The organism is Nocardia sp. bgisy134 (assembly GCF_965341865.1).
GTDB lineage: Bacteria > Actinomycetota > Actinomycetes > Mycobacteriales > Mycobacteriaceae > Nocardia.
On the sequence record NZ_CBDQZP010000013.1, the window covers coordinates 134,823 to 147,114 of the forward strand.

Annotated in this window: 9 protein-coding genes; 5 read left to right on the top strand and 4 right to left on the bottom strand. The window is 67.7% G+C overall.

Annotated features, from left to right (window positions below; translation table 11 throughout):
• Genes nuoL through nuoN form a run of 3 tightly spaced genes read left to right on the top strand, consistent with a single transcriptional unit; the run spans window position 1 to window position 5,122 of the window.
• Window positions 1–1,887 carry an NADH-quinone oxidoreductase subunit L gene (nuoL, locus tag ACRWNM_RS23005; RefSeq protein WP_431970124.1) on the top strand — a complete coding sequence of 629 codons (1,887 nt, stop codon included), beginning with the start codon at window positions 1–3 and terminating at the stop codon, window positions 1,885–1,887.
• Window positions 1,884–3,506: an NADH-quinone oxidoreductase subunit M gene (locus ACRWNM_RS23010; RefSeq protein ID WP_431970125.1), complete on the top strand. Its 1,623-nt coding sequence runs from the start codon at window positions 1,884–1,886 to the stop codon at window positions 3,504–3,506. Before nuoL ends, ACRWNM_RS23010 begins: the two co-directional genes overlap by 4 nt.
• A complete protein-coding gene (nuoN, locus tag ACRWNM_RS23015; protein ID WP_431970126.1) occupies window positions 3,503–5,122 on the top strand; it encodes an NADH-quinone oxidoreductase subunit NuoN in 1,620 nt (539 codons plus the stop codon). The genes ACRWNM_RS23010 and nuoN overlap by 4 nt, the downstream gene beginning before the upstream one ends.
• Window positions 5,123–5,177: 55 nt before the next feature.
• On the opposite strand, the gene ACRWNM_RS23020 is transcribed toward nuoN, so the two are convergent.
• The gene (locus ACRWNM_RS23020; RefSeq protein ID WP_431970127.1) at window positions 5,178–6,830 is read right to left on the bottom strand and encodes a hypothetical protein; all 1,653 of its coding nucleotides are present in this window, start codon (window positions 6,828–6,830) and stop codon (window positions 5,178–5,180) included.
• A 493-nt stretch (window positions 6,831–7,323) separates the two neighbouring features.
• Here ACRWNM_RS23020 and ACRWNM_RS23025 point away from each other — a divergent pair, with 493 nt between their 5' ends.
• Entirely contained in the window at window positions 7,324–8,349 is a 1,026-nt protein-coding gene (locus ACRWNM_RS23025) for a fused (3R)-hydroxyacyl-ACP dehydratase subunits HadA/HadB (protein WP_431970228.1), read from the top strand.
• Between the two features lie 201 nt (window positions 8,350–8,550).
• Here ACRWNM_RS23025 and ACRWNM_RS23030 read toward each other — a convergent pair whose 3' ends face one another.
• The 3 genes from ACRWNM_RS23030 to ACRWNM_RS23040 all read right to left on the bottom strand — a co-directional run bounded on the left by ACRWNM_RS23030 (window position 8,551) and on the right by ACRWNM_RS23040 (window position 11,658).
• A complete protein-coding gene (locus tag ACRWNM_RS23030; RefSeq protein WP_431970128.1) occupies window positions 8,551–9,222 on the bottom strand; it encodes a DNA alkylation repair protein in 672 nt (223 codons plus the stop codon).
• A gap of 163 nt (window positions 9,223–9,385) precedes the next feature.
• Window positions 9,386–10,747: a serine hydrolase domain-containing protein gene (locus tag ACRWNM_RS23035; protein ID WP_431970129.1), complete on the bottom strand. Its 1,362-nt coding sequence runs from the start codon at window positions 10,745–10,747 to the stop codon at window positions 9,386–9,388.
• Between the two features lie 83 nt (window positions 10,748–10,830).
• Window positions 10,831–11,658: an alpha/beta fold hydrolase gene (locus ACRWNM_RS23040; protein WP_431970130.1), complete on the bottom strand. Its 828-nt coding sequence runs from the start codon at window positions 11,656–11,658 to the stop codon at window positions 10,831–10,833.
• Window positions 11,659–11,844: 186 nt separating this feature from the next.
• Between ACRWNM_RS23040 and ACRWNM_RS23045 the strand changes: the two genes are divergently transcribed.
• Entirely contained in the window at window positions 11,845–12,279 is a 435-nt protein-coding gene (locus ACRWNM_RS23045) for an ester cyclase (protein ID WP_431970131.1), read from the top strand.
• Window positions 12,280–12,292: the final 13 nt, after the last annotated feature.

Sequence of the window (12,292 nt, forward strand, 5' to 3'; positions counted from 1 at the left end):
GTGGATACCACGATCCTGACGCTGCTGCCCACGCTGCCGCTGGCCGGGGCCGTCGTACTGCTGCTCCTCGGCCGCGCCGCCGACAAGTGGGGCCATCTGCTCGGCTGCCTTGCCGCGCTGGCCTCCTTCGGCGTGGCCGTGTGGGCGTTCGTCGTCATGCTGGGGCGCGACGGCGCCGAGCGAGCCGTGCACGCCAACCTGTTCAGCTGGGTGCCGGTGACCGGTCTCCAGGTGGACTTCGGTCTCCAGATCGACCAGCTGTCACTGTGTTTCGCGCTGTTGATCACCGGGGTCGGCTCGCTGATCCACCTGTACTCGATCGGGTACATGAGCCACGACCCGGATCGGCGGCGGTTCTTCGCCTACCTCAACCTGTTCCTCGCGGCGATGCTGCTGCTGGTGCTGGCGAACAACTACCTGGTGCTCTACCTCGGCTGGGAGGGGGTCGGTCTGGCCTCCTACCTGCTGATCGGCTTCTGGTACGGAAAGCCGTCCGCCGCGACGGCCGCCAAGAAGGCTTTCGTGGTCAACCGGGTCGGCGACATGGGCTTGGCACTGGCCATGTTCACGATGTTCGCCACGTTCGGCTCGATCGGCTTCGGTGAGGTGTTCGCCGCCGCACCGGGCGCGAGCGAGGGCACGCTCACCGTGATCGGCCTGTTCCTGCTGCTGGCCGCCTGCGGCAAGTCCGCGCAGGTGCCGCTGCAATCCTGGCTCGGTGACGCGATGGAGGGCCCGACGCCGGTGTCGGCGCTCATCCACGCGGCCACCATGGTCACCGCAGGCGTCTACCTGATCGCCCGGTCCAACGCGATCTTCGATCTCGCGCCGAATGCTCGACTGGCGGTGGTGCTCGTCGGCGCGGTGACGCTGCTCTTCGGCGCGATCGTCGGCTGCGCCAAGGACGACATCAAGAAGGCGCTGGCCGCGTCCACCATGAGCCAGATCGGGTACATGGTCCTCGCCGCGGGCCTCGGCCCCGCCGGTTACGCCTTCGCGATCATGCACCTGCTCACCCACGGCTTCTTCAAGGCGGGACTCTTCCTCGGTGCGGGCTCGGTGATGCACGCGATGGACGACGAAGTCGACATGCGCCGCTACGGCGGACTGCGCAAGCTGCTCCCGATCACCTACGTCACCTTCGGGATCGGCTACCTCGCCATCATCGGTGTGCCGCCGTTCGCGGGTTTCTTCTCCAAGGACAAGATCATCGAGGTGGCCTTCAACGAGGGCGGCGTGTCCGGTCTGGCGCTCGGCACGGCCACCCTGCTCGGTGCGGGACTCACCGCGTTCTACATGACGCGCGTGATGCTGATGACGTTCTTCGGCGAGCGACGCTGGAAGCCCGACACGCACCCGCACGAGGCGCCGATCGTGATGACCGGCCCGATGATCCTGCTGGCCATCGGCTCGCTCGCCTCCGGCCTGGTGTTCGTGTTCGGCAACGCGCTGGTGAACTGGTTGGAGCCGGTGGTCGGCGCGCACCACGGCGAGGAGGTCGTGCCCGCGGGCGTGGTCACCGCCCTCGCGCTGGCCGTCGTCGCGGTCGGCGTCGGCATCGCCTACAACCAGTACGCGCAGCGTGACATCCCGGAAACCGCGCCGGAGGACGTGTCCGTGCTGACCGTCGCCGCCCGCAACGATCTCTACGGCGACGCGGTCAACGAGGGCGTGTTCATGCGGCCCGGCCAGCACCTCACCCGGTCGCTGGTGTTCGTCGACAACCGCGGCATCGACGGCATCGTCAACGGCACGGCCGCGCTGATCGGCGGGCTCTCGGCCCGCGTCCGCCGGGTCCAGTCCGGATTCGTGCGGTCCTACGCCCTGTCCATGTTCACCGGCGCGGCCCTGGTGGCCGCCGCCCTGCTGGCGGTGAGGATCTGGTGACTACATATCCCTGGTTGACCACCCTCTGGCTGCTTCCGGTCGTCGGCGCCGTCGTCGTGCTGGCGTTGCCCGCGACACGGCGCGTGCTGGCACGCAGTGTGGCGCTGACGTTTTCGGTGGCCGTGCTGGTGCTCGCCGTCGTGCTCGCCACGCGTTTCGATCCCGGCGGGGAGCAGTACCAGTTCGTCGAATCACACGAGTGGATCCCCGCTTTCGGCGCCGGATACACCCTCGGCCTGGACGGCATCGCGCTGGTGCTGGTGCTGCTCACCACCGCGCTGATGCCGCTGCTGATCCTGGCGGGCTGGCACGACGACCGCGCGGCCGGCTCGGGCAAGCGGGTGGCGCACACCTACATGGCGCTGATCTTGCTCGTCGAGGCGATGGTGCTGGTCTCCTTCCTGGCGCTGGACATCCTGCTGTTCTACGTGTTCTTCGAGGCCATGCTCATCCCGATGTACTTCCTCATCGGCGGCTTCGGCCCGCGCACAGCGGATGTGCACCTGCGCCAGCAGCGCTCGCGGGCGGCGGTGAAGTTCCTGCTGTACAACCTGTTCGGCGGACTGATCATGCTGGCCGCGGTCATCGGCCTGTACGTGGTGACAGCGCGCGACGGCCTCGGCGCGGACGGTGCGGGCACCTTCGACTTCCGTGCCGTGGTCGCCGCCGCCAACTCCGGTGAGCTCGGCGCGGGCCCCGCGGTGCTGAACGCGCTGTTCCTCGGGTTCATGTTCGCCTTCGCCGTGAAGGCTCCGCTCTGGCCCCTGCACACCTGGCTGCCCGACGCCGCCGTCGCCGCCACACCGTCCAGCGCGGTGCTGATGATGGCGGTGGTCGACAAAGTCGGCACCTTCGGCATGCTCCGCTACTGCCTGATGCTGTTCCCCGACGCGTCGGGAACCTATGCGCCGCTGGTGATCACGCTCGCGGTGATCGGCATCGTCTACGGTGCGCTGCTGGCGATCGGCCAGACCGACCTGATGCGGCTGATCGCCTACACCTCGATCTCGCACTTCGGCTTCATCATCCTCGGCATCTTCGCCATGACCAGCCAGGCCCAGTCCGGGGCCGCGCTCTACATGATCAACCACGGCATCTCCACCGCCGCGCTGTTCTTGATCGCCGGGTTCCTCGTCTCGCGGCGTGGCACCCGGATCATCGCCGAGTACGGCGGGGTGCAGAAGGTGGCACCGGTGCTGGCCGGAACGTTCCTCATCGCGGGTCTCGCGACGCTGTCGCTGCCGGGCTTGGCTCCGTTCGTCAGCGAATTCCTGGTGCTGATCGGCACTTTCAGCCGCTACCAGCTGGCCGCGATCATCGCGACCAGTGCATTGGTGCTCGCCGCGGTCTACGTGCTGTGGCTCTACCAGCGGATGATGACCGGCCCGGTCAGGAAGGGCAACGAGAACCTCTACGATCTGGTGCCTCGTGAGCTTGCCGTCGTCGTGCCGCTCATCGCGGCCCTGCTGTTCCTCGGCCTCTATCCGAAACCGGTGCTGGACTTCATCGATCCGGCGGTGAGCCAGACCCTGACCACCATCGGCCGCCACGATCCCGCGCCGACGGTTCCGGCGCCCGAGGCAGGCGCGGCGAATCTTCAGGAAGGCGGGCACAAGTGACCACGCATCCGATCCCCCTCGCCGCGACCGTGGCCACGCCGAGCATCGAATACGGCTTGCTCTCCCCGATGCTCATCGTGTTCGGTGTCGCGGTCGCCGCGGTGCTGGTGGAAGCGTTCGTCGCGCGCCGGTACCGCTACGGCACCCAGGTGATACTGAGCCTGGCCGGTCTCGCCGCGGCGCTGGCGGCCGTCGTCCGCTTGGCGGGCACAGAGTCCACCGCGATCGCGGGCGCCGTGGCCATCGACGGGGTGACGCTGTTCCTGCAGGGCACCATCCTGGTGGTGTCGATCCTCGGGGTGCTGTTCATCGCGGAACGTAGCGCGCAACCACGCGTCGAGGCACGATCAGGGCCGGGCACCTGGAGCCTGGCCGCGGCGACCGTGGGGCGCGGCGCGGACGCGTTCACACCGCAGGCGTCCGCGGTCCCCGGCAGCGCCGACGAGCAGGCCGCGATTCGCGCAGGAATCGCCACCACCGAGGTCTTCCCGCTCACGCTGCTCGCGGTCGGCGGCCTGATGCTCTTCCCCGCCTCGAACGATCTGCTGACCATGTTCGTCGCGCTGGAGGTGCTCTCGCTGCCGCTGTATCTGCTGTGCGGGCTCGCGCGGCGCAAGCGGCTGCTCTCGCAGGAGGCGGCGCTGAAATACTTCCTGCTCGGGGCGTTTTCGTCGGCGTTCTTCCTCTATGGCGTCGCGCTGCTGTACGGCCAAGCGGGGACGGTCCGGCTCGCCGGGATCGCCGACGCGATCGCCGCGCACCCCTCCGAGGCGATGCTCGCGCTGCTCGGCCTGGCGATGCTGGCGGTCGGGCTGCTGTTCAAGATCGGCGCGGTCCCGTTCCAGTCCTGGGTGCCCGACGTCTACCAGGGCGCACCGACCCCGATCACCGCGTTCATGGCGGCCGCGACCAAGATCGCGGCGGTCGGCGCCATGCTGCGCATCCTGCAGATCGCGGTGCCGGGGCTGCGGGACGACTGGCGGCCGGTGCTCGCGGCGGTCGCGATCGCGACGATGGTCGTCGGCGCGGTCCTCGCGGTGACGCAGACCGACGTGAAGCGGATGCTGGCGTATTCGTCTGTGGCGCATGCCGGTTTCATCATCGTCGGCTTGGTCGCCGCCAACGACGCGGGCATCGCGGCGGTGCTGTTCTATCTGGTCGCCTACGGCCTGGGCACCCTCGGCGCGTTCGCGGTGGTGAGCCTGGTCCGCGAGCCCGATGGTGCGGAGGCGACCGCGCTGGCGCAGTGGTCCGGGCTCGGCCGCCGTTCCCCGTGGCTGGGAGCGGTGTTCGCGCTGCTGCTGCTCTCCTTCGCCGGTCTGCCGCTCACCAGCGGGTTCGTCAGCAAGTTCGCGGTGTTCGAGGCAGCCGTGTCCGGCGATGCCGTCACGCTGGTGATCGTCGGCGTCATCTCCAGCGCCATCGCGGCGTTCTTCTACATCCGGGTGATCGTGCTGATGTTCTTCACCGATCCCCCGGCCGACGCGCCGATGGTGATCACTCCCCCGCTCACCCGGGCGATCGTTCTGCTGACCGCCGCGGCGACCATCGTGCTCGGTCTGTTGCCGCAGTCGCTGCTCGATCTCGCCGAGCGAGCGTCGACCCTCGTGCGCTGATCTCGTCCCTGAAGGGGCCCCGGCCGATCGTTCGGCCAGGGCCCCTTCTTGTGCGCTACTTGTCGAGTTTCGCCCGGAACGGACCGCCGATGCTGTTGAACAGCAGGTCGCCGTTCGGGAATGCCTCGATGATCGCGTACGCGCCGTTGCCGTAGTTCGACGGCCCGAAGATGGTGCGGTGCACGGTCTCTCCGGTCTTCCAGTCCAGGCCGGTGACCTCCCAGCCGTCGGCCTCGCTGTAGCCGTTGACGAACACGACGCCGGCCGTGGTCGACACCGCGGGCACCATGGACGTGGACACCACGTCGCCGCGCTCCCACGCCGAGGTCCACTTGTCCGCGGCCGGGTCCCATTCGAAGCGCTGCATGCCGTGCGGCGGATCGTCGACCGGGCCGTTGGCCATCACGTCGACGAGCCGGTCGGGTTCGCCACCGGAGCCGATGTTCTGCACGACGAACGCTCCGTAGTCGTGCACCACCACGGACTGCTCGCTCTGGATGAACTCGGGCTTCGGTTCCGGCAGGCCCGCCGTCACCTCGATCTGGTCGGCGATGCGGTTCGACTCGGCGCTCGCCTTCGGCTGGAAGCCCTCGGGAATCTCATTGCGCCAGAAAGCGACCAGCTTCATGTGGTCGGCGCCGTCGGTGATCACCACGAGTTCGTCGCTGTCGTCGCCGAATCCCATGAGGGTGGGCGTGGAGCCGCTGCCGACGCCGAACTTCACCGCGGGCGGCTGGCGGCCGAAGTCGTAGGGCGCGGACCAGGCGCCATCGGCCTCGTCGGTGGACAGCTTGGCGCCGGTCCACACGACCTTGCGCATCACCTTGTCGGAGGCGACGTAGATGCCGCCCTTCTCGTCGACGGCGATGGAATTGGAGACGGTCTCGTCGTCGCCGAAGCGAATCTGCTGCGGTGGCCCCGACAGCTCGCGGTCGATCGCGAGCAGGCCGCGCGAGGAGACGACGACGAGGTGGCCGTCGTAGGTCATGTTGACGCCGACGATGCTCTCAGGGATGCCGAGCGTGGTGGTGCCCGTCCCGAGCAGCGGCTTGAAGTCGAAGCGCTCGACGATCTCGATGCCTTCTTCGGGCTTGTCGTTGTTCTTCAGGCCGAAAACGAGGAGCTCGGAGTTCTGGGTGGTGTAGTAGATGCGATTGTCCTTGTCCACCAAGCCGTAGACGCCGTTGGCGATGCGCTGCCAGGTCGCGCCGCCCCAGTCGTCGCGGATGGCGTTCTGGATCTGGGCGGTATCGGTGAACGTCTGATCGAGCACCTGGTCCAGTGCCTGCGTCGGGATGGGTTGCACCCCGGGCGCGTCCATCGCGGCGACCTCGCGGAATCCACGGTCGGAGACGTCGACGTACCGCACGCCGGAGCTCGACGAGACCCACATGTACTTCTCCGACGTCGAGGCCAAGGTGATGATGTTGACCGGGCCCGCGGGCACGCGCGGCATCTGCTGGGGGTCGACCCGGAACGTGCCCCTCGGCACGGGGTCGGCGAAGCTGTCGGACTGGCCGGAATCCAAGTGGGTGACCGCGTATTTGTCCGCGGCCAGGTACGGGTTCTTCGCCGGACCGCGTACCGTGCTGTTCGCGGCCGGACTAGGGTCCGACGATTCCGGCGAATCGTCGCCACACCCGGGTACCGCGCAGGCCACGGCCACGGCCAGGACCGCGATACCGATGGAAGATCGATGCTTGCTCACAGCAGTGCTCCTGTTCTCGCGACGGGTACTGCGTTCGAATCGAGCTGACGAACGAACCGTCGACCGCAACACCGCCGACGGCGACCAGCGGAACCACACGAACTGAGACAAGATGCCTTCGGGCTTCCGCGACGCTAACACGACGCGCGCCACAACAAGATCACTTCCGCACACTGCACGTGGGGACCTCGAACCAGGCAGGTCGCGTCCACTGCCGTTACGCACTCGATGCCGCAATCGGATCGGCGAGCTGGTAGGAGCCGCAGCTCAGGGCTTGGAGTGCCGTTCCCACGCGACTGTGTCGAGTCGCTGCCAGTAATTCAGGCGGTCCCAGGTGAGTCCGCGCAGTGTGTCTCGCGACCGTTCGTTTGTCCTGCTCAGCAAGGGCGCTGCCGGATGTGGAAGGGTGGGTTCATCAATGAGTTCGGTTCTGTGGATACCCGATCACGAGTACCCGATGGAATCTCGAGCGAGGAGCGGCTTGGTGGAAGCAATGTTCGATGTGGCTGGGCTGGTGGGACATCGCTATCGTGCGGATGACTACTACGAGGTGGGCCGGGAGAAGATCCGCGAGTATGCGCGGGCTGTCCAGGATTTCCACCCGGCGCACTGGAGCGAGTGCGCCGCCGGCGACCTCGGCTACGCCGGTTTGGTCGCGCCGACCACATTCATCTCGATAGCCGCGATGCTGGCCAACCGTAAGCTCTTCGAAACGGTGATCACGGGCTATGACGTGTTCGTGCAGACCGATCAGGTCTTCGAGATGTACAAGCCGGTGCTCACCGGTGACCGGCTGGTCAGTGATGTCGAAATCACTTCGGTTCGTCGCATAGCGGGCAAGGATTTGCTGACGATTACCAATACCTTCTTCGACCAGACCGGTGCGGTGGTGCAGATCATGCATACAACCGTCGTCGGCATCACCGGCGACGAGGTCGGCGCCGGCATCAGTGACGCGATCGAACGTGTGGTCATGCACGGTATCAACGTGTCGTCTCGAACCGCGACCTCGGCCGCGACGGCGCGGACTGCGACGGACCCGGTTTCCGAGACCGGCCCACGCCTGTCCCCTATCTCGCGCACGCGTGTCCCGCGCACCGCAATCCGATTCGAAGACATCACCGTCGGCGACGAGCTTCCTGCTCGGATCGTGCGACTGACACGCGGTGATCTGGTGAATTACGCGGGGGTCTCCGGTGACGCGAACCCCATCCACTGGCACGACGAGGTCGCCGCGCTAGTGGGTCTTCCCGATGTGATCGCGCACGGCATGCTCACCATGGGCCTCGGAGCAGGATTCGTCACCGGATGGCTCGGCGATCCAGGCGCGATCACCAGGTACGGGGTCCGGTTGTCGAACTACACCGTCGTCGAAGCCGCCACTGTCGGGAGCGTCGAGTTCACCGGGCGCATCAAGTCGGTCGACCCCGAGGCCAGGACCGCCGTCGTCGTCATCATCGCCAAGTCCGCAGGACGCAAAATCTTCGGCCTGGCCACCGCGGATATCCGTCTCGCGTAGTCCTCGGCCCACGCACTCCGACACCGCCGCCGGCTGACCGGCCGCCCTGCCCTGCCGGCGCCGGGCGGCTCCGCGATCGGAACAGGGTGTCGCGGACTCGTAGCTCGTCATCGATGCGCTGATCTATGCGGCGCATCTTCCTCACGGCAAGCCACAAGCCCAGACGATCACGGCGTTGGTGGCCAGGGGCGAACACCCTGCCTACTTGTCGTGCTGTCGGCGCACCATTTCGGTGATCCAGGTGGGCGCGAACGGAGACGTGCAGTTCGGTGGAGTCGGGTAGTCCTTCAGCACCTCCAGGCGCTCACCGATGTCGATCGCACGGGCGCGGTGCTCGGCGTGCTCGATCCCGATCTGAGCGAGGCAGTGGTTCATCGCCCACTGCAAGCGATCCGGTGCGTCTTTCATCTGCGCCTCGATGACGTCGAGCAGTCCTGCCAGGTCGAGGCCCTCGGGCTGCTTCGCCACGCGTTCGGTGGTCAGCGCCCATCCGGCGCTCGCGACCACCGGATCCGGATCGGCGGACCAGGCCAGGCGCAGTTCTTCGGCGTGCGGGTTCTTCTTCACCACGTAGTTCACGAGCCAGTCGTGCACCTTGGGTGTGCGCGCCTGGCGCACCATGACGTCCAACTCGTCACGCTCGAACGTCTTCGGGCGGCAGAGGAGTGTTGCCAGCAGTTTCGCCGCGGTGTCGTCCGTTTCCCACAGCCCGCGCGCGAGTTCCTGTTGCGTTTTCAGCCGCTTGGCGAGCGCGCGCAGTTTGCTGAGGTTCACACCGTGATCGTCACCGTGCTTCTCGTTCACCGCGCGGATCTTCGGGTCCTCGAGCGCGACCAGTTCGGCCATGACCTCGGCCACCGTCGTCTCGGCCACCTCGACCTCCTGTCCGTCACATGGGAGATTCAGCCTATGGCTTCCCGCTGTCGATCACGCGGAGCCGCTCTCGACCTGAACCACGCGCGGCCGACCGGGTCGGATTCCCTACCGGCGGCGCGTGGTGTCCGAGGCCAACATTCGTCGGCCTGCCGAGACCGGCTCACGCGGCGACGCGCTGGAACAACCGTCCCGCGAGGTCGATGCCGACGACCGCGCCGCTCTCGTCGCGGGAGAAGAAACCGAGCTGTCCACGCAGACCGCCGTGGGTGACGAGGTATTCGTCGCCATCGCCGGGCAGCAGGCCGATGGCGGCCGCCGGGTAGTCCGGCGGCACTTCCTGATCCGATGCCGCGCGGATCTCCGGTTTGACCCCGACCGCGAGGTTCAGCCCGGTCTCGTCGGCGGCAATGGTGAGGGTCATGGCGTCGATGGCGTACGTGCCGACCAGTTCCGCGGCGCGGGACGAGTCGTAGGAGATCGGTTCGGGGTCGCGGTCGAGGACGCGCAGGTAGCGCTCGAGCGCCCAGCGCACGATCGCCTGGTTGCAGGCGATGCCCTCGGGTCCCGCGTTCGACATCACCACGATCGCGAAATCGCGTTCGGGGACGATGAGCAGTTCGGCGAACTGCCCGTTGCCGGATCCGCCGTGACCGATGGCCCGCACGCCGTCGATGTCACGCAGGAACCAGCCGACGCCGATGGCGTCGCCGAACGTGCTCGCCCGCAGCGCGACCGTCGGACGACGCATCGCGCGCAGCGTGTCGGTGGGCAACACCGCGCCGCCGTCACCGAGATGGAAACGCGCCCAGCGCAATTGGTCGGCCGCCGAGGACGCCAGTCCGCCGCCGGGGTTGTTCGCTCGCCATGGCCGCCACAGACGCGCAACCGTCAGCGAACCGTCAGCCTCGGCATTGTGGCCCTCCGCGAACCGGCGGGCGGTGATCTCGCGCGACGCGAAGAAGCTGTGCGTGAGGCCGAGCGGCGCGAAGATCAGCTCCGCGATGGCCTGTTCGAACGGCTGCCCGGTGACCTTCTCGATGACCCGTCCGGCCAGGTTGTATCCGGCCTGGCTGTAGGAGGCACGAGCGCCGGACGCGGCGATCAGGCCGAGTTCCGGGAGCCTGGCGACGAATTCGGCGAGCGCGTCTTCGCCGTCGCCGGTGTCGACGAGGAGGTTCCAGTCCAGTCCGGCGGTGTGGTTCAACAGGTTCGCCACGGTGATCCGGGTGGCGGCGTCTTCGTCGGCGAGCGCGAGTTCGGGAAGGTAGGTCCGCACCGGGGCGTCCAGCTCGACCCGGCCCTGCGCGGCCAAGCGCATGAGCGCGGTCGCGGTGTAGGTCTTGGTGACCGAGCCGAGCTGGAACAGCGTGTCGCTGTCGACCGGTTGCGGGTTGTCCAGGCTCGTGACGCCGTGGCAGGCGAAGACGTCCTGGCCGTCGATCAGCACCCCGACCGCGACTCCGGGAATCCCGAACTGCGTGGCGGTCGCTTCGACGAACTCGGACAACGTGACATCGGACATCGGGCGTTTCCTTTCGCTTCGTGGAACGCCCATGACGATGCCGGTCGGCGCTGACAGCGCACCGACGGCGGGCTGACAGCCCGTCAGTCGGCGCGCAGCACGCCGCGCAGGTATGCGGCGAATGCCGACGTATCCCCGATGAATCCGGTGTGATCGCCGGGGAACAGTGTGGGTACCAGGCCGAGCGCCGCGGCCAGCGCACGACTGCTGCGGTCGCAGAGCTGTCCGGCGGAGTCGACGCCGATACCGATGACGATCCGAGCCTGGGTCGCGCGCAACGTGTTGAGATCGGGTCGCCAGCCGACGGTGCCGAGCAGCTCGTGGTCGAACCAGTAGCGTTCGGAGGCTGCCCGGGCGGGATCGCGGTCGCCGCCGAACATCTGCTGAAGTACCGGTTCCGGCAGCTGAATGTTCGCCTGCGCGAGGAACTTCCGGAAGGCGCCGAGCACGTCGCCTGCGCCGTAGGTGGCGATCATGTCCTCGGTGCCCGCCCGCAGCTCGGCGCGGTCGTCGAGCAGCTCGATCAGCGGCGGTTCGTGCGCGACCACCGTGGTGACCAGATCAGGATGGGCCTCGACCAGGGCCAGCGCGCTCGCCGCGCCACCGCTGGACCCGACGACCACGGCCGGGCCGATGCCGAGGTGGTCGATCAGCCGGGCGAGATCCTCACCCCGCAGTTCAGGCGTGGAGTCCTGGTGCGGATCGGTGAGCACGCTGCCACCGTGGCCGCGCGGGTCGAGGGTGAGGACGGTGTGGTCGGTGGCGAGCAGGTCGGCCAGCGGCGCGAAATCCGCGGCGGCCATGGGCGCGCCCGCCAAGACGATGAGCGGACCATTCCCGCGGACCTCGTAGTAGAGGCTGACGTCGGAGAATTCGACGGTGGCGGCGACGGCGGCAGGGCTGACGGTCATAAGGTCTCCTAGGTGTGAACGCGTCCCTTCGACTGTGTGGACGGGCGGGGCGTGGGAAATTCATCGCGGCCTCGGAATCGGGTGCGCGTCGGGTGTCACAACCGGCCCTGCGGTGGTGTCTAGTGGGTGTCGTCGAGCCCGGCCCGGCGACGCCCATCCGACCATTCGCCCCGAAGGACCAGCCCCATGTCGACCGACGAAGAAACGAGCAACAAGGCGACCTTGGAACGCCTGCATGCCGCCCTCAACTCCCACGATACGGAGCGCATCACGGCGACGATCGACGAGGTAGTCGCGCCCGACGCACTGATCCGCACCCCGGCGCCGGTCGGCGTCACCGGCGCGCGAGCGCTCGAAGAGGTGTTCCGCAGGCTCCACCTGGCTTTCCCCGACCTCCACGTCGGGGTCGAAGACACGATCGCGGAGGGTGACAAGGTCGTCAGTAGGAACACGGTCACCGGCACCCACCGAGGCGAGTACATGGGCCTCCCGCCGACCGGCAAACCCATCACCTACAACGAGATCTTCATCTTCCGCTTCGTCGACGGCCGAGTCGCCGAGACCTGGGGCGTTGTCGATACTTTGGGGCTGATGCGTCAGCTCGGCGCGCTTCCTTGGTGACACCGCGACGTAG